Annotated in this window: 17 protein-coding genes and 1 pseudogene; 1 reads left to right on the plus strand and 17 read right to left on the minus strand. The window is 67.3% G+C overall.

Translation table 11 applies throughout. From position 1 onward, the window contains the following. Nucleotide 1: 1 nt before the first annotated feature. The 6 genes from fghA to KV106_RS11910 form a co-directional block, all read right to left on the minus strand. Nucleotides 2–877 carry an S-formylglutathione hydrolase gene (gene fghA / locus KV106_RS11885; RefSeq protein WP_057594525.1) on the minus strand — a complete coding sequence of 292 codons (876 nt, stop codon included), beginning with the start codon at nucleotides 875–877 and terminating at the stop codon, nucleotides 2–4. Beyond that, entirely contained in the window at nucleotides 874–1,782 is a 909-nt protein-coding gene (locus KV106_RS11890; protein ID WP_261210489.1) for an alpha/beta fold hydrolase, read from the minus strand. Before KV106_RS11890 ends, fghA begins: the two co-directional genes overlap by 4 nt. Before the next feature lie 17 nt (nucleotides 1,783–1,799). Beyond that, nucleotides 1,800–2,906 (minus strand): S-(hydroxymethyl)glutathione dehydrogenase/class III alcohol dehydrogenase, encoded by a 1,107-nt coding sequence (locus KV106_RS11895; RefSeq protein ID WP_057594524.1) that lies wholly within the window; start codon nucleotides 2,904–2,906, stop codon nucleotides 1,800–1,802. 72 nt (nucleotides 2,907–2,978) lie between these two features. Beyond that, nucleotides 2,979–3,629, minus strand: a complete 651-nt coding sequence (locus KV106_RS11900) for a glutathione S-transferase family protein (RefSeq protein WP_261210490.1) — start codon at nucleotides 3,627–3,629, stop codon at nucleotides 2,979–2,981. Further along, nucleotides 3,626–4,489 (minus strand): aromatic ring-hydroxylating oxygenase subunit alpha, encoded by an 864-nt coding sequence (locus tag KV106_RS11905; protein ID WP_261210491.1) that lies wholly within the window; start codon nucleotides 4,487–4,489, stop codon nucleotides 3,626–3,628. The genes KV106_RS11900 and KV106_RS11905 overlap by 4 nt, the downstream gene beginning before the upstream one ends. A gap of 10 nt (nucleotides 4,490–4,499) precedes the next feature. Next, nucleotides 4,500–5,192, minus strand: a complete 693-nt coding sequence (locus tag KV106_RS11910) for a Rieske 2Fe-2S domain-containing protein (RefSeq protein ID WP_261210492.1) — start codon at nucleotides 5,190–5,192, stop codon at nucleotides 4,500–4,502. A 77-nt stretch (nucleotides 5,193–5,269) separates the two neighbouring features. Here KV106_RS11910 and aroQ point away from each other — a divergent pair, with 77 nt between their 5' ends. After that, a complete protein-coding gene (gene aroQ / locus KV106_RS11915) occupies nucleotides 5,270–5,710 on the plus strand; it encodes a type II 3-dehydroquinate dehydratase (protein WP_057594519.1) in 441 nt (146 codons plus the stop codon). Nucleotides 5,711–5,717: 7 nt separating this feature from the next. Here the strand turns inward: aroQ and KV106_RS11920 are convergent, their stop codons facing one another. The 11 genes and pseudogenes from KV106_RS11920 to KV106_RS11970 form a co-directional block, all read right to left on the minus strand. Further along, complete coding sequence (locus tag KV106_RS11920; RefSeq protein ID WP_057594518.1) at nucleotides 5,718–7,292, minus strand: SpoVR family protein; 1,575 nt, start codon at nucleotides 7,290–7,292, stop codon at nucleotides 5,718–5,720. After that, nucleotides 7,289–8,581: a YeaH/YhbH family protein gene (locus KV106_RS11925; RefSeq protein WP_093343149.1), complete on the minus strand. Its 1,293-nt coding sequence runs from the start codon at nucleotides 8,579–8,581 to the stop codon at nucleotides 7,289–7,291. The genes KV106_RS11920 and KV106_RS11925 overlap by 4 nt, the downstream gene beginning before the upstream one ends. A gap of 60 nt (nucleotides 8,582–8,641) precedes the next feature. After that, the gene (locus KV106_RS11930) at nucleotides 8,642–10,564 is read right to left on the minus strand and encodes a PrkA family serine protein kinase (protein WP_057594516.1); all 1,923 of its coding nucleotides are present in this window, start codon (nucleotides 10,562–10,564) and stop codon (nucleotides 8,642–8,644) included. A 676-nt stretch (nucleotides 10,565–11,240) separates the two neighbouring features. Further along, a complete protein-coding gene (gene dnaJ, locus KV106_RS11935; protein WP_057594515.1) occupies nucleotides 11,241–12,380 on the minus strand; it encodes a molecular chaperone DnaJ in 1,140 nt (379 codons plus the stop codon). 122 nt (nucleotides 12,381–12,502) lie between these two features. After that, nucleotides 12,503–14,446 carry a molecular chaperone DnaK gene (gene dnaK, locus KV106_RS11940; protein WP_057594514.1) on the minus strand — a complete coding sequence of 648 codons (1,944 nt, stop codon included), beginning with the start codon at nucleotides 14,444–14,446 and terminating at the stop codon, nucleotides 12,503–12,505. 124 nt (nucleotides 14,447–14,570) lie between these two features. Further along, on the minus strand, nucleotides 14,571–15,134 hold the full coding sequence (gene grpE, locus KV106_RS11945) for a nucleotide exchange factor GrpE (RefSeq protein ID WP_057594513.1): 564 nt from the start codon (nucleotides 15,132–15,134) through the stop codon (nucleotides 14,571–14,573). A gap of 239 nt (nucleotides 15,135–15,373) precedes the next feature. Further along, the gene (locus tag KV106_RS11950) at nucleotides 15,374–15,724 is read right to left on the minus strand and encodes an FKBP-type peptidyl-prolyl cis-trans isomerase (protein ID WP_057594512.1); all 351 of its coding nucleotides are present in this window, start codon (nucleotides 15,722–15,724) and stop codon (nucleotides 15,374–15,376) included. 274 nt (nucleotides 15,725–15,998) lie between these two features. Then, nucleotides 15,999–16,301 (minus strand): annotated as a pseudogene (locus KV106_RS11955) (winged helix-turn-helix transcriptional regulator); the annotation flags it as partial. Nucleotides 16,302–16,496: 195 nt separating this feature from the next. Next, nucleotides 16,497–17,348, minus strand: a complete 852-nt coding sequence (gene asd, locus KV106_RS11960) for an archaetidylserine decarboxylase (protein WP_261210494.1) — start codon at nucleotides 17,346–17,348, stop codon at nucleotides 16,497–16,499. 138 nt (nucleotides 17,349–17,486) lie between these two features. Further along, nucleotides 17,487–18,476 carry a Bug family tripartite tricarboxylate transporter substrate binding protein gene (locus KV106_RS11965; protein ID WP_057594533.1) on the minus strand — a complete coding sequence of 330 codons (990 nt, stop codon included), beginning with the start codon at nucleotides 18,474–18,476 and terminating at the stop codon, nucleotides 17,487–17,489. An 8-nt stretch (nucleotides 18,477–18,484) separates the two neighbouring features. Further along, the gene (locus KV106_RS11970; RefSeq protein ID WP_057594510.1) at nucleotides 18,485–19,465 is read right to left on the minus strand and encodes a Bug family tripartite tricarboxylate transporter substrate binding protein; all 981 of its coding nucleotides are present in this window, start codon (nucleotides 19,463–19,465) and stop codon (nucleotides 18,485–18,487) included. Nucleotides 19,466–19,485: the final 20 nt, after the last annotated feature.

A 19,485-nucleotide genomic window follows, 5' to 3' on the forward strand; every position in this document is an offset into this window, starting at 1 on the left:
TTCAGCCCCGCAGCACCTGCGCGTGGTGCGCCAGGTGGTCGGCCATGAAGCTCTGGATGAAGTAGTAGCCGTGGTCGTAGCCCGCGTGGCGCCGCAGCGTGAGCGGCTGGCCGGCGGCGAAGCAGGCGGCCTCGAAGGCCTCGGGATGCAGCTGCTCGGCGAGGAATTTGTCGGCCAGGCCCTGGTCGACCAGGATGCCGTGCGGATAGGGCGCCGCGACCTGCGACTGCATCAGCGCGCTGGCATCGTGCGCGAGCCAGGCCGCGCGGTCGTCGCCGGGTTCGCCGAGGTAGCCGCGCAGCGCCTTGTCGCCCCAGGGGCACTGGGTGGGCGCGCAGATCGGCGCGAAGGCCGACAGCGAGAGGAAGCGCCCCGGATGGCGCAGCGCCAGCGTGAGCGCGCCGTGGCCGCCCATCGAGTGGCCGAAGATGCCCAGGCGCGCGGTGTCGATCGCGAACTGGCGGCCCACCAGCGGCAGCAGCTCCTGCACGATCCAGCTCTCCATGCGCCAGTGGGCGGCCCAGGGCGCCTCGGTGGCATCGAGGTAGAAGCCGGCGCCGATGCCGAAGTCCCAGCTCGCGCTGGCGCCCGGCAGCGCTTCCACGGCCGCGCCGCGCGGGCTGGTGTCGGGTGCGATCAGCGCGAGGCCGAGGCTGGCGGCCATGCGCTGCGCGCCGGCCTTGATCGCGAAGGTCTCCTCGTTGCAGGTCAGGCCCGCGAGGTACAGCAGCGCCGGCACGCGCTCGTTCGCGGCCTGCGGCGGCAGGTAGACCGAGAAGCGCATCGGCAGGCCGATCTCGTGCGAGGCCTGTTCGTAGAAGCCCTGCACGCCGCCGAAGCAGTGGTGCTCGGACAGGGTCTTGAGCAGATCGGTCATGCGGCGCCCCGCACCAGTTCGAGCACCGCGTTGGCGAAGGCGCGCGGCGCCTCCTGCGGCAGGTTGTGGCCCGCGCCCGGCACCAGCCGGTGCGAGCGCGGTCCGCTGAAGCGCGGCGCATGCGCCGATGCGTCGGCCGGCGGTCGCACGCCGTCGTCGATGCCGTCGAAGGTGATCGCGGGCACGCGGATGACCGGCTGCGCGGCCAGCTGGCGATCGATGTCGGCATAGGCCGGATCGCCCGCCACCAGGCCGAAGCGGTGGCGGTACGAATGGATCACCACCTCCACGAAGTCGGGATGGTCGAAGGCCGCGGCGCTGCGCTCGAAGGTGGCGTCGTCGAAGCGCCAGGTCGGCGACCACAGCTTCCACAGCAGCCTGGCGATGGCCTTTCGGTCCTTCCGCAGGCCGGCGCGGCCGCGTTCGCTGTGGAAGTAGTACTGGTACCAGAGGCTGTGCTCGTTCTCGGGCGTGTCGGGCTCCATCGCGCGGGCGATGTTCTGGATGTTGTAGCTGTTGAGCGATACCAGCCCCGCGCAGCGCTCGGGCCAGAGCGCCGCCACCACGCAGGCGGCGCGGCCGCCCCAGTCGTAGCCGGCGAGCACGGCGCGCTCGATCTCGAGCGCATCGAGCAGCGCCAGCAGGTCGGCGCCGAAGGCCGCCTGTTCGCCCGAGCGCGGCGTGTCCTTGCTCAGGAAGCGCGTGCCGCCGTAGCCGCGCATGTACGGCACGATGGTGCGACAGCCCTGCGCGGCCAGGATCGGCGCGACTTCGGCGTAGGTGTGGATGTCGTAGGGGAAGCCGTGCATCAGCAGCACGGGCGGTCCGTCGGCCGGGCCGCTCTCGTGGTAGGCGACCTCGAGCACGCCGGCTTCGATGCGGCGCAGGGGCTCCATGCGTTCCATGGTCGGCACCCGCGGCGTCAGTAGAGCACCACGCCGCGGATCGACTCGCCGCGCTTCATGAGGTCGAAGCCGTCGTTGATCTTCTCGAGCGGCATGGTGTGCGTGATCAGGTCGTCGATGTTGATCTTGCCTTCCATGTACCAGTCGACGATCTTCGGCACGTCGGTGCGGCCGCGCGCGCCGCCGAAGGCCGAGCCTTCCCACTTGCGGCCGGTGACCAGCTGGAACGGGCGGGTGCTGATCTCGGCGCCGGCCTCGGCCACGCCGATGATGATGCTGCGGCCCCAGCCCTTGTGCGTGCACTCGAGCGCCTGGCGCATCACCTTGGTGTTGCCGATGCACTCGAAGCTGTAGTCGGCGCCGCCGTCGGTCAGCTGCACGATGGCGTCGACCACGTTCTCGGTGTCCTTCGGGTTGATGAAGTGCGTCATGCCGAACTTGCGCGCCATGGCTTCGCGCTCGGGGTTCAGGTCGACGCCGATGATCTTGTCGGCGCCCACCATCTTCGCGCCCTGGATCACGTTCAGGCCGATGCCGCCGAGGCCGAACACCACCACGTTGGCGCCGGCTTCCACCTTGGCCGTGAAGATCACCGCGCCGATGCCGGTGGTGACGCCGCAGCCGATGTAGCAGACCTTGTCGAAGGGCGCGTCCTCGCGGATCTTGGCCAGCGAGATCTCGGGCGCGACCGTGTAGTTGCTGAAGGTGGAGGTGCCCATGTAGTGGGCGATGGGCTTGCCGTCGAGGCTGAAGCGGCTGGTGCCGTCGGGCATCAGGCCCTTGCCCTGGGTGCCGCGGATCAGCTGGCACAGGTTGGTCTTGCGCGACAGGCAGAACTTGCACTGGCGGCATTCGGGCGTGTAGAGCGGAATGACGTGGTCGCCCTTCTTGAGCGTGGTGACGCCGGGGCCGACGTCGACCACGATGCCGGCGCCTTCATGGCCGAGGATGGCGGGGAAGATGCCTTCGGGGTCGGCGCCCGAGAGCGTGTAGTAGTCGGTGTGGCAGATGCCGGTGGCCTTGATCTCGACGAGCACTTCGCCGAACCGGGGGCCGTCGAGGTCCACGGTTTCGATGGTCAGGGGGGCTCCGGATTTCCAGGCGACGGCGGCTTTGGTTTTCATGGCGTGTTCGGGGGAAAGGGGGGAGGAGGGAAGGAATGGGGGCCGGCAGGCGGCGCGAAGCCCCAAGGATACTCAGGCGGGGCCAGCGGGGAAGATACCCGACATGCCGATGAACCCGGGCAGGTGTCGGAAATCCCAGACCCAGTGCCGCAGGGCGGGAAATTCGTCGAGCGAAATGCCGCCTTCGCCGGCCAGCGCCACGTAGGGGAAGCAGGCCAGGTCGGCGATCGTCGGCTCGGCCGCCGCGGCCAGCCAGCGCAGGCCGGCGCTCGCCTGCTCGGCCAGGTGGTCGTCGAGCACGCGGAACACGGCGCGCGCACCGGCGCGGCAGGCCTCGATGTCGAGGTGGCGGTAGCCCAGCGCGTCGTGCAGCCGCGCGGCCGAGGCGGTGCGCGTGATCTCGTCGGCCGTGGCGAGCCACATCGCGACCTGGCCGCGCAGCTTGGCATCGTCGGGGTACCAGCGCCGCTGCGTGTCGTGGCGGCTCGCGAGGTAGACCAGGATGGCCTGCGCATCGCGCAGCACGAAGCCCTCGTCCTCGATCACCGGGATCTGGCCGAGCGGGTTGAGCTGCGCGAGGAACGCGGCCGACTTGTGCGCGCGCCCCGGGTAGAAGTCGACCGGCACGGCCTCGTAGGGAACGGCCAGCCAGGCCAGCAGCTGCCGCACCTTGAAGCAGTTGCCCGAGAGCGTATAGTCGTGGAGCCTGAGCAGCGTCGTCATGTGGCGGCCCTCGTGCCGAAGCGCATGCCGCGTTCGCGCAGCCAGCGGCGGTAGGTGACGGAGGTGGTGTCGCCGCGCGTCGGCGTCTCGGCGCGGCCTTCGAGCGGCATGCGCTTGAAGGCGTGGTTCTCGAGGATCGGCTTGTCCTGGCCGAAGATCGTGTGCTGGAACGCGATGAGCTCGGCGTCGCTCGACACGTCGTCGAAGTAGGCGAGCACCGTGTGGGCGATCACGTGCTCGTCGTCGAGCGGCTGCAGGAACAGGCCGATCGCGTCCTGCGCCTCGGGCCGCAGGCTCGACTTGTAGAGCATGGCCGAGAAGGGCTGCATCACGCGGTAGGTGTAGCGCACGTCGGCGCCGCTGTCGTGCGCGGCCGAGGCGCGCGGCTGCCAGAAGCGGCAGTCGGTGGCCCAGATCTCGCCGGTGGCGGGCTCGATCGCCACCTCGTACCGGGCGACCTCGGTGTGCGGCACCTTGCCGAGGTAGTCGGCATGCACGAAGGGAAAGTGCGCCATGTCGAGGAAGTTCTCGATCACGCGCAGCCCCGACACCGCGACGCCGATGCCGCCGCAGTCGACGAGGCGGCGCCCGGGCTCGGTGTACTCCGGAAACTCGAACAGCGGGCGCGCGGGCCGGCCGCTGGGGCAGACCCAGAGGTAGCCGTGGCGCGATTGCACGGAAAGCGGCTGCGTGCCGAGCCGGCATTGCGGCGTGCCATCGGCCTCGGCCCACAGCGAGAGCGTGGCGCCGAGCAGGCAGGTGCCGTAGGGCTGCCGCTGCGAGCGGCCGGCGAGCGCGCTCGCGGGGCCGACGACCAGCCAGTCGTCGAGCATGTTGGGGTCGTCGGTGACGAAGGGCATCGTGCTTCCTTCAGGTCTCGGGTTGTTCGATGTCGCCGCGCAGGGTTCGCGCGGCCGCGTGCAGGGTCCTCATGGCCTCGGAGCCCGGGGCGGCCCCGGTCCACAGGTGGATGAAGGCCAGTTGCGGTTGCGCGTCGAGCAGCAGCGCGACGGTCGGCGTGCCGCCGAGCGTGCCGCGCCAGGCGCCCGGGGCGGCGCCGGCCGCGAAGCCCAGCCGTGGGAGTGCCTCGCGCACCTGTTGCGCGCCGGCGCGCAAGGTCAGCGTGCGGCAGAAGTGCCAGCCGGCCGGCACGGCATCGGCCAGTGCCTGCGGCGCGGGCGGCGCCGCGTCGCCCTCGTGCGCCAGGTTCACCCACAGCATGCCCGCCGCGTCGACCGCGCCGAACACCCTGGCGCAGACGTTGCGCGGCGCGGGCATCGCCGGATGGGCGGGAATGCCGACGCACTGCCCGTTGCCCGCGGCGTACTGCCAGCCGTGGTAGGCGCAGGAGAGGCGGTTCTCGACCACCTGGCCGAGCGTGAAGCGCACGTTGCGGTGCGGACAGCGGTTCTCCCAGGCCTGGGCCGCGCCGTCGGCCGAGCGCCAGAGCGCGAGCTCCTGGCCCTGGGCGAAGCCGGCGACGATATTGGCGCCGGGGCGCAGCCCGGCCGAAGGGGCAACAGGGTGCCATGGGTGGGAGGGGGCAGCGGTGGAATTCGTCATCGGGTTCTCCGTGGGGCAGGGCAGGTGCCAGACCATAATGGCGGCCCGTCCGACGCGTGCTGCCAGCCCGATCCATCATGAAGAAAATCCTCGTCCTCAACGGCCCCAACCTCAACCTCCTGGGCACGCGCGAGCCCGAACAGTACGGCCGCGACACGCTGGCCGACGTGGAGCGCCTGTGCCATGAAACGGGCGCGAAGCTCGGCGTGGCGATCGAGTGCCGCCAGACCAACCACGAAGGCGTGCTGGTCGACTGGATCCAGGAGGCGGGCCGCGAGGTGGCGGCCGGCACCATGCTCGGCGTGGTGATGAACCCGGGGGCCTACACCCACACCTCGATCGCGCTGCACGACGCCATCAAGGGCGCGAGCGTGCCGCTGATCGAGCTGCACATCTCGAACGTGCATGCGCGCGAGGAGTTCCGCCACCGCTCGTACATCTCGCCGGCGGCGCGCGGGATCATCGTGGGGCTGGGCGTGAAGGGCTACACGCTGGCGATCGCCGCGCTCGTGCCCTGAGCCCCGGCTAGTACAGCGCCCGCGGCGCCGAGGCCTTCCAGCTGCGGCTGATGCGGCCCTGCGCATCGACGCTCTCGAGGTGCACGTCGAAGCCCCACAGCCGCGCCACGTGCTTGAGCACCTCCTCGGCATCGTCGTGCAGCGGCAGGCTGTTGCGCTGGGTGTGGCGCAGCGTCAGCGAGCGGTCGCCGCGCATGTTGACGTTCCAGACCTGGATGTCGGGCTCGCGGCTGCCGAGGTCGTACTGGCGCGACAGCGATTCGCGCAGCGCCTGGTAGCCGCTGTCGTCGTGGATCGCCGAGACCTCGAGCTCCGACTCGCTCTGGTGGTCGCGGATCGCGAACAGGCGGAAGTCGCGCATGGTCTTCGGGCTCAGGAACTGGCCCACGAAGCTCTCGTCCTTGAAGTTGCGCATCGCGTAGTCGAGCGTGGCCACCCAGTCGCTGCCCGCGAAGTCGGGGAACCAGCGCCGGTCCTCGTCGGTGGGCTTCTCGCAGATGCGGCGCAGCTCGGTGTACATCGCGAAGCCGAGCGCGTAGGGGTTGATGCCGCTGTAGGCGCGGTGGCCCACCGGCGGCTGGAAGATCACGCCGGTGTGCGAGCTCAGCCACTCCATCATGAAGCCGTCGTCGAGCTGGCCGCGGTCGTACATGGTGTTGAGCAGCGTGTAGTGCCAGAAGGTGGCCCAGCCCTCGTTCATGACCTGGGTCTGGCGCTGCGGATAGAAGTACTGCGCGATCTTGCGCACGATGCGCACCACCTCGCGCTGCCAGGGCTCGAGCAGCGCGGCGTTCTTCTCGATGAAATAGAGCAGGTTCTCCTGCGGCTCGAGCGGAAAGCGCGGCGCCGATTCCGAGCCGGCGTTCTGCTCGCTGCGCCGCGGCAGCGTGCGCCAGAGGTCGTTGACCTGCTGCTGCATGTGGCGCTCGCGCTCGGCGCGCTGGGCGCTTTCCTGCGCCAGCGAGCGCTTCTGCGGCCGGCGGTAGCGGTCCACGCCGTAGTTCATCAGCGCGTGGCAGGAGTCGAGCAGCTTCTCGACCTCGTCCACGCCATGGCGCTCCTCGCATTCGGCGATGTAGTGCCGCGCGTAGACCAGGTAGTCGATGATCGAGGACGCATCGGTCCACATGCGGAACAGGTAGTTGCCCTTGAAGAAGCTGTTGTGGCCATAGGCCGCGTGCGCGATCACCAGGGCCTGCATGGCCATGGTGTTCTCCTCCATCAGGTAGGCGATGCAGGGATCGGAGTTGATCACGATCTCGTAGGCCAGCCCCATGTGGCCGCGGCGGTAGTTCTTCTCGGTGGCGATGAACTGCTTGCCGTACGACCAGTGCCTGTAGATCATCGGCATGCCCACGCTGGCGTAGGCATCCATCATCTGCTCGGCCGTGATGATCTCGAGCTGGTTCGGGTAGACGTCGAGGCCGTAGCCGCGCGCGGTGCGCGCGATCTCGGTGTGGTAGCGCTCGATCAGGTCGAAGGTCCAGTCAGAGGGACTGGGCAGCCGCTCGAGCTTGCCTTGCGGGATGGTGGCGGCGGTCGGCAGCGGCGGTGCCGAAGGAGGGCGGTCGGCGGGGGTCATGCGCTGGCTCCTTCCTTCTTGAAGAGGTCGCGGAACACGGGGTAGATGTCGCTCGCCTCGGACACCTTGCGCATCGCGAAGTTGGGCTCGATGCCCTCGAGCTGCGCGTACTCCTGCCACAGGTTCTGCTCGGTCTCGGCCACCTGCACGTAGGCGTAGTAGCGCACCTTCGGCAGGATGTTCTCCTCGAGCAATTGGCGGCAGCGCCCGCTGTCCTGGTGCCAGTTGTCGCCGTCGCTGGCCTGCGCGCCGTAGATGTTCCATTCGCCGCTGGGGTAGCGCGCGCGCACGATCTCGTCCATCAGCACCAGCGCGCTCGACACCACGGTGCCGCCGGTCTCGGTGGCGTGAAAGAACTCGTCCTCGCTGACCTCCTGCGCCTGCGTGTGATGGCGCAGGAACACCAGGTCGATGGTCTCGTAGTGCCGCGTGAGGAACATGTACAGCAGCATGAAGAAGCGCTTGGCCATGTCCTTGCGCGCCTCGTCCATCGAGCCCGAGACGTCCATGAGGCAGAACATCACGGCCTTGGCGCTGGGCACCGGCGTCTTCACGCGGTTGCGGTAGCGCAGGTCGATCGGATCGATGTAGGGCACGTGGCGCGCGGTGCGGCGCAACTCCTCGATGCGTGCCTCGGTCTCGGCGATCTCGTTCTGGATGAAGGGCTGCGTGGCCTGCGGATGCGCCCTCAGGTGCAGCAGGTGCGCCTCGAGCCGGCGCAGCTCCTTGCGCGGTTCGCCGCCGAGCGCGATGCGCCGGGCCAGCGCGCCGCGCATCGAGCGCACCACGTGCAGGTTGTTGGGCGTGCCGTCGCTGGTGAAGCCGGCGCGGTGGCTCTTCCATTCGGGCACGTCGGCGATCTGCGTGCGGATCAGGTGCGGCAGCGCGAGGTCGTCGAAGAACACGCGCATGAACTCCTCGCGCGTGAGGTGGAACACGAAGTCGTCGTTGCCCTCGCCGCTGTCGCTGGCCTCGCCGCTGCCCGAGCCGCCGCCCTGGCCGCCCTCGGGGCGCTTGATGCGGTCGCCGCGCACGTACTCCTGGTTGCCCGGGTGCACGTACTCGCGGTCGCCGCCGCGCGCATGGCCGAACACCGGCTCCGACACATCGTGGCGCGGCAGCGTCACATCCTCGCCCTGTTCCAGTTCGCGGATGTTGCGGCCGCTCACGGCTCGCCGTACCGCCTCCTGGATCTGGCCGCGGTAGCGCCGGAGAAAGCGCTCGCGGTTGCCGATGGACTTGTTCTTGCCCGAGAGCCGGCGGTCGATGATCTGCTGCAGGATGGCCACGATGGTTTCAAAGCTCCTTGCAAAACGATGGGCGTTGGCGTGCTCCGTTGGCGGTGCGCGCTACGAGCTCTTGCGCACGCGCAGGTACCACTCGCACAGCAGGCGCACCTGCTTGGCGGTGTAGCCCTTTTCGACCATGCGCGTGACGAAGTCCTCGTGCTTCTTCTGCTCGTCGGCGCTGCTCTTGGTGTTGAAGCTGATCACCGGCAGCAGCTCCTCGGTGTTGGAGAACATCTTCTTCTCGATCACCGCGCGCAGCTTCTCGTAGCTGGTCCAGGCGGGGTTGCGGCCGTTGTTGCCGGCCCGCGCGCGCAGCACGAAGTTGACGATCTCGTTGCGGAAGTCCTTCGGGTTGCCGATGCCGGCGGGCCGCTCGATCTTCTCGAGCTCGGCGTTGAGCGAGGCGCGGTCGAAGACCTCGCCGGTGTCCACGTCTCGGAACTCCTGGTCCTGGATCCAGTAGTCGGCATAGGTCACGTAGCGGTCGAAGATGTTCTGGCCGTACTCGCTGTAGCTCTCGAGGTAGGCGGTCTGGATCTCCTTGCCGATGAACTCGGCATAGCGCGGCGCCAGCAGCTCCTTGATGTAGCTGATGTACTTCTGCTCGACCTCCTGCGGGAACTGCTCGCGCTCGATCTGCTGCTCGAGCACGTACATCAGGTGCACCGGGTTGGCGGCCACCTCGGAGCTGTCGAAGTTGAAGACCTTGGAGATGATCTTGAAGGCGAAGCGCGTGGAGACGCCGCTCATGCCCTCGTCGACGCCCGCGTAGTCGCGGTACTCCTGGATCGACTTGGCCTTGGGGTCGGTGTCCTTGAGGTTGTCGCCGTCGTAGACCTGCGACTTGCTGAAGATGCTCGAGTTTTCGGGTTCCTTGAGCCGCGTGAGCACCGACAGCTGCGCCATCATGCGCAGGGTTCCGGGTGCGCAGGGCGCCTGGGCCAGCGAGGAGTTGCGCACCAGCTTCTCGTAGATCTTGATCTCCTCGGACACGCGCAGGCAGTAGGGCACCTTGACGATGTAGATCCGGTCGAGGAAAGCCTCGTTGTTCTTGTTGTTGCGGAAAGCCTTCCACTCGCTCTCGTTGCTGTGGGCCAGCACGATGCCGTCGAACGGGATCGCGCCGAAACCCTCGGTGCCCTTGAAGTTGCTTTCCTGCGTGGCGGTCAGAAGCGGGTGCAGCACCTTGATCGGCGCCTTGAACATCTCAACGAACTCCAGGAGGCCCTGGTTCGCGAGGCACAGGCCGCCCGAATAGGCGTAGGCGTCCGGGTCGTCCTGGGCATAGGTCTCGAGCTTGCGGATGTCGACCTTGCCGACCAGCGAGGAGATGTCCTGGTTGTTCTCGTCGCCGGGCTCGGTCTTGGCCACCGCGATCTGGCGCAGCACCGAGGGGTAGCGCTTCACCACCTTGAACTGGCGGATGTCGCCGCCGTACTCCTCGAGCCGCTTGACGGCCCAGGGCGACAGGATGCGCTGCAGGTAGCGGCGCGGGATGTTGTATTCCTTCTCGAGGATCTCGCCGTCCTCGGCCGCGTCGAACAGGCCGAGCGGCGATTCGTTCACCGGCGAACCCTGGATCGCGTAGAAGGGCACGTGCTCCATGAGCTGCTTGAGGCGCTCGGCGATCGAGCTCTTGCCGCCGCCGACCGGGCCCAGCAGGTAGAGGATCTGCTTCTTTTCCTCCAGCCCCTGCGCGGCGTGGCGGAAATAGGACACCACCTGCTCGATGGCCTCCTCCATGCCGTAGAACTCCTTGAACGCCGGGTAGATCTTGATGACCTTGTTGGCGAAGATGCGCGAAAGGCGGGAGTCGTTGCGGGTGTCGACCAGTTCGGGGTCGCCGATGGCCTTGAGCATGCGCTCGGAAGCCGTGGCGTAGGCCATCGGATCCCGTTTGCAGAGTTCCAGGTAGTCCTGCAGTGAAAGGACCTCTTCGCGAGTGCGCTCGTAACGCGCTGCAAAGTTGCTGATCACATCCATGGTCACGCCTCCGTCAAGTCAGCGGGCCTTTAAAGCCCGAAATCCTGCAGTCCGAAAGCGTCGCATCTTTTGAAAAAGGTGTGGCCGCCCAGGGCTGCATGCCTTGGAAAACTCCCTTAAACACAATCTGCACAATCAGCATAAAGCAAAGAGTGCACCCGGGAAATAGTTGTTAATTCAGAACCACAGTCACGAGTAAAGTTCAACAAAAAAATCGTGCACGAGTTTGCGAATTCCAGCTAAATTCCCAGGTTCCGCAAACCGGTTCGGGTAAACCAGTCTGCCAGTGAAAATACCTATGGCAATCGACATATGCGTCCTTTGCGTGTTTTAACGGCAAGCACCTCCTATTGAGCCCGTTGACTCAAAAAAACAACGCTGTCCTTCAATAACGCGGCAGCTTCGGTTTGGGTTTATTGCTCATTCAAAAAAAATCTAAAAGCAATCTGCGCGCCATCTTTTGATGAGCGCGGCGCGCGCCGCGGCGTGGGAAAGCGCGCCAGTTGCGAGTCGGAGGGAAGCGGAAGAAGGCGCCGTTGTGGTGCGTGGCACCGAAGGCGTTCGAGGGGCACCGTTCGCGTGCGTGGCCGCAAACAAAAGGCCGCAGGGGGCCTCGAGGCCGTGGCGCACCCCTCGTGCGCCACGGTTCAGCACGGCAGGGCCGTGCGTTTCGTCCTCAGCTGAAGAATTCCTTGGCCTTGTCGAACCAGCCCTTGTCGGTGGGGCTGTGCTTCTCGCCGCCCTTCTTGAGCGACTCGTCGAGTTCCTTCAGCAGCTTGCGCTGGTGCTCGGTGAGCTTGACCGGGGTCTCGACGCGCACGTGGCAGTAGAGGTCGCCCGGGTAGCTCGAGCGCACGCCCTTGATGCCCTTGCCGCGCAGGCGGAACTGCTTGCCGCTCTGCGTGCCGTCGGGAATGTCGATGGCCGCGTTGCCCTTGAGCGTGGGCACGTTGATCTCGCCGCCGAGCGCCGCGGTGGTGACGCTGACCGGCACCACGCAGTGCAGGTCGTCGCCGTCGCGCTCGAACAGCTCGTGCTTCTTGAGCCGGATCTCGATGTAGAGGTCGCCGGGCGGCCCGCCGTTGGTGCCGGGTTCGCCGTTGCCGGTGCTGCGGATGCGCATGCCGTCGTCGATGCCGGCCGGGATCTTCACTTCCAGCGTCTTGTTGTTCTTGATCTTGCCCTGGCCATGGCAGGTCGCGCAGGGCTCGGGAATGATCTTGCCGCTGCCGTGGCAGGTCGGGCAGGTCTGCTGCACGCTGAAGAAGCCCTGGCGCATCTGCACCGCGCCCGCGCCGTGGCAGGTGGTGCAGGTGATCGGCTTGGTGCCCGGCTTCGCGCCGGTGCCCTTGCAGGTGCCGCAGTCGTCCCAGCTCGGGATGCGGATCTGGGCTTCCTTGCCCTCGGCCGCTTCCTCGAGCGTGATCTCCATCGCGTAGCTCAGGTCGCTGCCGCGGAACACCTGGCGGCCGCCGCCGGCGCGGCCGCGGCCACCGCCGCCGAACACGTCGCCGAAGATGTCGCCGAAGGCTTCCGCGAAGCCGCCGAAGCCTTCCGCGCCCGGGCCGCCGCGCATGTTGGGATCGACGCCGGCGTGGCCGTACTGGTCGTAGGCCGCGCGCTTCTGGCCGTCCGACAGCATTTCATAGGCTTCCTTCACCTCCTTGAACTTGGCCTCGGCGTCCTTGCTGGTGTCGCCGTGGTTGCGGTCCGGGTGGTGCTTCATCGCGAGCTTGCGATAAGCCTTCTTGATTTCGTCGTCGCTCGCGTTCTTGGGAACGCCGAGGGTTTCGTAGTAGTCGCGTTTGGTGGCCATGGCAGGTTCGGTCGGGCGGCGGGGCGGTCTTCGGGTCTTCTTCTGGAAACGGGTATCGATCGAAGCGAGAAAGGCTGGAGCACCCTTTCAGGTGTTCCAGCCCCGTTCGACCGAGCGGACGCTCAGTCCTTCTTCTTGACTTCCTTGACCTCGGCGTCGACCACGTTGTCGTCGGCCGGGGCGCTGCTCGCAGCTTCCGCGCCAGCCGAGGCACCCGGGCCGCCGGCGGCACCGGCCGCGGCCTGCGCGTCGGCGTACATCTTCTCGCCGAGCTTCTGGCTCGCGGTCATCAGCGTGTTGGTCTTCTCTTCGATCGCGGCCTTGTCCTCGCCCTTGACCACGTCCTCGAGTTCCTTGATCGCGGTCTCGATCTTTTCCTTCTCGCCGGCGTCCAGGCTGTCGCCGTGCTCGCCCAGCGACTTGCGCACGCTGTGGACCATGGCTTCGCCCTGGTTGCGGGCCTGCACCAGCTCGACCTTCTTCTTGTCCTCGGCCGCGTTGAGCTCGGCGTCCTTCACCATGTTCTGGATCTCGTCCTCCGACAGGCCCGAGTTCGCCTTGATGGTGATCTTGTTTTCCTTGCCGGTGCCCTTGTCCTTGGCGCCGACGTGCAGGATGCCGTTGGCGTCGATGTCGAAGCTCACCTCGATCTGCGGCGTGCCGCGCGATGCCGGCGGGATGCCCTCGAGGTTGAACTCGCCGAGCAGCTTGTTGCCCGCGGCCACTTCGCGTTCGCCCTGGAACACCTTGATCGTCACGGCCGGCTGGTTGTCTTCCGCGGTCGAGAAGGTCTGCGCGAACTTGGTCGGGATCGTGGTGTTCTTCGTGATCATCTTGGTCATCACGCCACCCATGGTCTCGATGCCCAGCGACAGCGGGGTCACGTCGAGCAGCAGCACGTCCTTGCGGTCGCCCGAGAGCACCTGGCCCTGGATGGCGGCGCCGACGGCCACGGCCTCGTCGGGGTTCACGTCCTTGCGCGGGTCCTTGCCGAAGAAGGCCTTGACCTTGTCCTGCACCTTGGGCATGCGGGTCATGCCGCCGACCAGGATCACGTCGTTGATGTCGCTCACGCTGATGCCGGCATCCTTGATGGCCAGGCGGCAGGGCGCGATGGTGCGCTCGATCAGCTCGTCGACCAGGCTCTCGAGCTTGGCGCGCGTGAGCTTGATGTTCAGGTGCTTCGGACCGGTGGCATCGGCCGTGATGTAGGGCAGGTTGACGTCGGTCTGGGCGCTGTTCGACAGCTCGATCTTGGCCTTCTCTGCGGCTTCCTTCAGGCGCTGCAGCGCGAGCACGTCCTTGCTGAGGTCGACGCCCTGTTCCTTTTTGAACTCGCCGATGATGTAGTCGATGATGCGCTGGTCGAAGTCCTCGCCGCCGAGGAAGGTGTCGCCGTTGGTCGACAGCACTTCGAACTGCTTCTCGCCGTCCACGTCGGCGATCTCGATGATCGAGACGTCGAAGGTGCCGCCGCCGAGGTCGTATACGGCGATCTTGCGGTCGCCCTTGTCCTGCTTGTCGAGGCCGAAGGCCAGCGCCGCGGCGGTGGGTTCGTTGATGATGCGCTTGACGTCGAGGCCCGCGATGCGGCCGGCGTCCTTGGTGGCCTGGCGCTGGGCGTCGTTGAAGTAGGCCGGCACCGTGATCACGGCTTCGGTCACGGCTTCGCCGAGGTAGTCTTCGGCGGTCTTCTTCATCTTGCGCAGGATGTCGGCGCTGACCTGCTGCGGGGCCATCTTCTTGCCGCGCACTTCCACCCATGCGTCGCCGTTGTCGGCCTTGGCGATGGTGTAGGGCATCAGGTCGATGTCCTTCTGCACTTCCTTTTCCTCGAACTTGCGGCCGATCAGGCGCTTGATCGCGTACAGCGTGTTCTTGGGGTTGGTGACGGCCTGGCGCTTGGCCGAGGCACCGACCAGCACTTCACCGTCTTCCTGGTACGCGACGATCGAAGGCGTGGTGCGCGCGCCTTCCGAGTTCTCGATCACGCGCGTGGTGTTGCCTTCCATGATCGACACGCACGAGTTGGTGGTGCCGAGGTCGATGCCGATGATCTTTGCCATGTTCTGTACTCCTGAAACCTGAAAAATATGTTGTTATGAACTTGTGGATAACCCGGGTCTATTCAAGGGAAGAAACGGGGTTTTCCTGTGGAATTCGTGTGGATGGGGAAGGGGGCGAGGCGGCTTACTTCGGAGCGCTGACGGTGACCAGCGCGGGGCGCAGCACGCGCTCGGCGATGGTGTAGCCCTTCTGCAGCACGCCCACCACGGTGTTCGGTTCCTGGTCGGCGGGCACCACCGAGATCGCCTGATGCTGGTGCGGATCGAACTTGCTGCCGGGGGCCGGCGCGATCTCGATCACCTTGTTGCGCTCGAGCGCGCTCTTGAGCTGGCGCAGCGTGGCTTCGGCGCCTTCGCGGATCTGCTCGGGGGTGGCGTCCTTGACGGCGAGACCGGCCTCGAGGCTGTCGGTCACCGGCAGCAGGCTCTCGGCGAAGGCTTCGACCGCGAACTTGCGGGCCTTGGAAATCTCGTCGTCGGCGCGGCGACGGGCGTTCTGCACGTCGGCCTGCGCGCGCAGGTACTGGTCGGCCAGTTCGGCGTTCTTGGCCTGCAGCGCGGCGAGCTCGCCCTGGGCCGCGGCCAGCGCGTCTGCCTCGTTGGCGGCTTGCGCGGCCTCCAGCTCTTCAGGGCTGGGTTCGCCGTGCAGGGTTTGCGAATTCGGGGCGGATTGTTGCGGATCGGACATCTTTGGAAGCGGATTGATCGATGGGCTGGAAACAAACGATTGCGGGCCAGTTGGGGCCCTCCGGAGGCTTTTCAAGCGAAAAAATGCGGCCGAAAAGGCCGCATGGGCATGAAAGATGGCCCCCGAGCTCCCTCACTTCGTGAGGTCGCTGCCCCCGAGGGGGCGTTTTCCATCTTGGGGCGGCCCGGCGATGAAAAAGGCCCTTCGCAGGGCCTTCGAGCCGAGGGCCCGCCGCTCGATCAGTGGGTGTCGAGCAGCTCGACGTCGAACTTCAGGGTGGCGTTCGGCGGGATCACGCCGCCGGCGCCGCGGGCACCGTAGCCCAGCGATGCCGGGATGATCAGCGTGCGCTGGCCGCCGATCTTCATGCCGGCCACGCCTTCGTCCCAGCCCTTGATGACCTGGCCGGCGCCGAGCGAGAACGCGAACGGGTCGTTGCGGTCGCGGCTCGAGTCGAACTTGGCGCCCTGCACGCCGTCGTTGTAGAGCCAGCCGGTGTAGTGCACGTGCACGTGGTGGCCGGGCTTGGCTTCCGCGCCGTCGCCGACGACGGTGTCTTCGTATTGCAGGCCGGAGGGAGTGGTGGGCATGGTGAACGCTCCTTGCGTCGGTATGTGTTCGCGAGATGAAAGAAAAGGCATCGATCCGGGGATCGAAGGCGCGGAGTTTACCGAGGCCGGAGGACGGCGCTTGCCGGACGGGGCGCCGCCGGGTTCAGTCCGAGATCGGCGGCGGGATCGGCGAGGAGGGCGGGGAGGGCGGTGGTGAGGCGGGCGCGGGCAGCGGCGGCGTGGGCGGTTGTGGACCGGGCGCGGCCGTCGGCGTCGCGGCCGCGGGCACCGCGGCGGCCGGTTGCGCCGCCGCCTTCTTGGCCTGGCCGAGCTGCCACTTGCTTGCGAAGGCCTGCAGGTCGGACAGCCGCTTGAGCAGGTCCTGGCCGCTGAGCGTGAGGCTGTAGCCGTCGCCGCCGTGGCTCACCACGCCGGCTTCGCGCAGTTCCTTGATCCGGGTGTTGAGGGTGTTGGGAGTGATGCCGCCGACGCTGTCCTGCAGCAGCCGGAAGGTCTGGGCATGGCCGTCGCGCAGGGCCCAGAGCACACGCAGCGCATAGCGGGCCTCGAGCAGCGCGAGCAACTGGCTGATGGCTGCGTTTTCCTTGGAACTCATCGTCATCATCTCCTCTGCGATCTGTGCTGCGCGGGAGGCCAGCTGGTGGGCAGTGCCTCGGCCTCGCTCTTTTTTGATGGTTGGCGGACCGCTCTCCGGCCTTCGCTCCGGCCGGGGACTATAGCTCAAATGATTGCGATGCTACTAGTTTTATAGCTATGGGCGTACGCTGCATGCGGCTCCAGAGACAAAGCGTCACATCTTCGAAAAATTCGCCATGGCTTCGCCCAGCCGGATGGGGCGCGTGGGCGCCCATTCGGAATTGAAGGCCACCGCGGGCGCGGGGAACAGCATGACGACGGTCGAGCCGAGCAAGAAACGGCCCATCTCCTCGCCCTTGCGCAGTTCGATCCGACGGTCGTCGTAGCGCCATTCGCGCAGCTCGCCCCCGCGCGGCGGGTTGACCACGCCGTGCCACACGGTCGCCATGCTGCCGACGATGGTGGCGCCGACCAGCACCAGCACGAAGGGGCCATGGGCCGATTCGAAGACGCAGACCACGCGCTCGTTGCGCGCGAACAGGCCCGGCACGCCGCGCGCGGTGGTCGGGTTGACCGAGAACAGCTCGCCCGGCACGTGGATCATGCGCAGCAGCCGCCCGTCGCAGGGCATGTGGATGCGGTGGTAGTCGCGCGGGCTCAGGTACAGCGTGGCGAAGCTGCCGTGCGCGAACTGTGCCGCGAGCGCCGCGTCGCCGCCCACCAGGGCCGTGGTGCTGTAGTTGTGGCCCTTGGCCTGGAAGATCTGGTCGCCCTCGATCGCACCGAACTGGCTGATCGCACCATCGACGGGACAGATCAGGTCGGCGTCGGCGAGCGGGCGCACGCCGGGCTTGAGCTCGCGCGTGAAGAACTGGTTGAAGCTCTTGTAGTGCGCGATATCGGGCTCGAGCGCCTCGTTCATGTCGACGCCGTATTTGTCGACGAAGCGCCGGATGATCCAGGTGGTGACCGCTCCCCGCTCCTTGCCCGCGACCCAGCCGGCGAAATTGGTCAGTGCCTGCTTGGGGAACAGGTATTGGGGCAGGACAGCGGAGCGATCAGACACGTGCGGAGCTTCTGGTTCTTGGATGGGAGGGGCATTCTATAAAGCGGGCCCGGCCCGGGGCGTAGGAAACTTCCCTCGGGATTTCGCGGGGGCGAATTGCGCGGAATTTCCCGGCCGCGGCCGCCGGGCGCTTTTCCGCTACTCGGCCTTGATCCCCGCCGCCTTGATCACCTGCGCCCATTTCTCGACCTCGGCCTTCTGGAAGGCCGCGATCTGCGCCGTGCCCAGGTCCGCGGGCTCCATGCCGAAGCCCTTGAGCTTGTCCTGCATCTCCGGGGTCGCGAGGATGGTGCGGATCTCCGTGTGCAGCCGCTGCACCACCGGCGCGGGCGTGCCCGCGGGCACGAAGATCGCCTGCCACGACACCACCTCGAAGTCCTGCAGCCCCGCGATGCCCGACTCGGCCACCGTCGGCACCTCGGGCATCGAGGCCAGCCGCTTCGCCGAGGTGACGGCGATCGCGCGCAGCTTGCCGCTCTGGATGTGCGGGCCGGCCACCACCGTGGTGTCGAACATCATGTCGACCTGGCCGCCGATCACGTCCTGGATCGCCGGGCCGCTGCCCTTGTAGGGGATGTGCGTGAACTTCACGCCCGACTTGTAGGCCAGCAGTTCCAGCGCCAGGTGCTGCGAAGTGCCGGTGCCGGCCGAGGCCGACGAGAGCCCGCCGGCCTTGGCCTTGCTGGCCTCGAGCACGTCCTTGAGCGTCTTGTGCGGGCTCGCCTGGTTCACCACCAGCACCACCGGGTTGGTGCCGATCAGCGTGACCGGCGCGAAGGATTTCTGCGGGTCGTAGCCGATCTTTGGGTAAAGGCTCACGTTGATCGCGTGCGAGCTGATGGTGCCGCCCACCAGCGTGTAGCCGTCGGGCGCGGCGCGCGCGCCGATCTCCGAGCCGACGCTGCCGCCGGCCCCGCCCTTGTTGTCGATGATGACGCTGGTGTGGAGCACCGGCCCGAGCTTCTGGCCGATCAACCGGCCCAGCACGTCGGTGGTGCCGCCGGCCGGGAAGGGCACGAGGTAGGTGATGGCCTTGCCCGTCGGCCAGTTGCCCTGGGCGAAGGCATGGGGCAGGGCGGCGAGCAGCGGCGTGGCGAGGGCGCTGCGGATCAGGGTGCGGCGTTGCATGGCGGTGCTCACGGCTTGATGTTGAGCTTGGTGATCAGCGCCTTGAAGTAGGCGTTGTCCTTGGCCAGCGTCTCCTTGAAGGCCGCGCCGTCGGTGTAGACGTAGCCCAGGTTCTGCTTGTCCATCACCTCGTGCATCAGCGGCTCGGCCGCGGTCTTGGCCGTGATCTCGCGCAGCCGCGCCATCACCTCGGGCGGCGTGTTCTTCGGCGCGCCCAGACCGCGCCAGGTGCCGATCGTGAGGTCGATGCCGCGCTCCTTCGCGGTCGGCACCTTCTCGAAGCCCTTCACGCGCTGGTCGGCCATCACCATCAGCACCTTGAGCTTGCCGCCCTGCACGTGGGTCGTCACCTCGGCCGGGCTCACGGCCACGGCGTCGATGTGGCCGCCGAGCAGCGCGAGCACCGCGGGCGCCGCGCCCTGGAACGGGATGTGGCCGAACTTGGTGCCGGTCTTGTCCTCGAGCGCGGCCGCGGCCAGGTGCCAGATCGAGCCGTTGCCCGAATTGCCGACGTTCACCTTGCCCGGGTCCTTCTTCGCGGCGGCGAGGAAGTCCTCGATCGTGTTCCAGGGCGAGTCGGCCTTCACCGTGATCGCGGCCGGGTCGGCATTGAGCTGCGCGATCGGCTGGAAGTCGTCGTAGTTGAACTTCGCCAGGCCCAGGTGCGGCAGCGTGAGCAGCTCGACCGTGAGCACCGCGAGCTTGTAGCCGTCGGGCTTGGAATTGATCACCTCGGTCCAGCCGATGGCGCCGCCCGCGCCGGGGCGGTTGACGATCACGATGGGTTGCGAGATGTACTTGCGGCTCGCATCCGAGAAGGCGCGCGCCAGGCCGTCGGTGCCGCCGCCGGGCTGGTAGGGCACCAGCAGCTCGATGGTGCGGTTCGGATAGTCGCTGGCCTGCGCCGAGGCCGTGGCGGCCAGGCCCAGCGAGAGCGCGGCCGTCGCCGAGAAGGCGGCGAGGCCGCGGAGGAAGTCGTTTCTGTTCATGTTGTCTCCAGTGGTTGTTG

It is taken from the genome of Variovorax endophyticus (assembly GCF_025376855.1).
Taxonomy (GTDB): Bacteria; Pseudomonadota; Gammaproteobacteria; order Burkholderiales; family Burkholderiaceae_C; genus Variovorax.

Coding starts and splice junctions, on each gene's coding strand:
- fghA (WP_057594525.1), bottom strand. CDS start 877: ATGACCGATCTGCTCAAGACCCTGTCCGAGCACCACTGCTTCGGCGGC.
- KV106_RS11890 (WP_261210489.1), bottom strand. CDS start 1,782: ATGGAACGCATGGAGCCCCTGCGCCGCATCGAAGCCGGCGTGCTCGAG.
- KV106_RS11895 (WP_057594524.1), bottom strand. CDS start 2,906: ATGAAAACCAAAGCCGCCGTCGCCTGGAAATCCGGAGCCCCCCTGACC.
- KV106_RS11900 (WP_261210490.1), bottom strand. CDS start 3,629: ATGACGACGCTGCTCAGGCTCCACGACTATACGCTCTCGGGCAACTGC.
- KV106_RS11905 (WP_261210491.1), bottom strand. CDS start 4,489: ATGCCCTTCGTCACCGACGACCCCAACATGCTCGACGACTGGCTGGTC.
- KV106_RS11910 (WP_261210492.1), bottom strand. CDS start 5,192: ATGACGAATTCCACCGCTGCCCCCTCCCACCCATGGCACCCTGTTGCC.
- aroQ (WP_057594519.1), top strand. CDS start 5,270: ATGAAGAAAATCCTCGTCCTCAACGGCCCCAACCTCAACCTCCTGGGC.
- KV106_RS11920 (WP_057594518.1), bottom strand. CDS start 7,292: ATGACCCCCGCCGACCGCCCTCCTTCGGCACCGCCGCTGCCGACCGCC.
- KV106_RS11930 (WP_057594516.1), bottom strand. CDS start 10,564: ATGGATGTGATCAGCAACTTTGCAGCGCGTTACGAGCGCACTCGCGAA.
- dnaJ (WP_057594515.1), bottom strand. CDS start 12,380: ATGGCCACCAAACGCGACTACTACGAAACCCTCGGCGTTCCCAAGAAC.
- dnaK (WP_057594514.1), bottom strand. CDS start 14,446: ATGGCAAAGATCATCGGCATCGACCTCGGCACCACCAACTCGTGCGTG.
- grpE (WP_057594513.1), bottom strand. CDS start 15,134: ATGTCCGATCCGCAACAATCCGCCCCGAATTCGCAAACCCTGCACGGC.
- KV106_RS11950 (WP_057594512.1), bottom strand. CDS start 15,724: ATGCCCACCACTCCCTCCGGCCTGCAATACGAAGACACCGTCGTCGGC.
- KV106_RS11965 (WP_057594533.1), bottom strand. CDS start 18,476: ATGCAACGCCGCACCCTGATCCGCAGCGCCCTCGCCACGCCGCTGCTC.
- KV106_RS11970 (WP_057594510.1), bottom strand. CDS start 19,465: ATGAACAGAAACGACTTCCTCCGCGGCCTCGCCGCCTTCTCGGCGACG.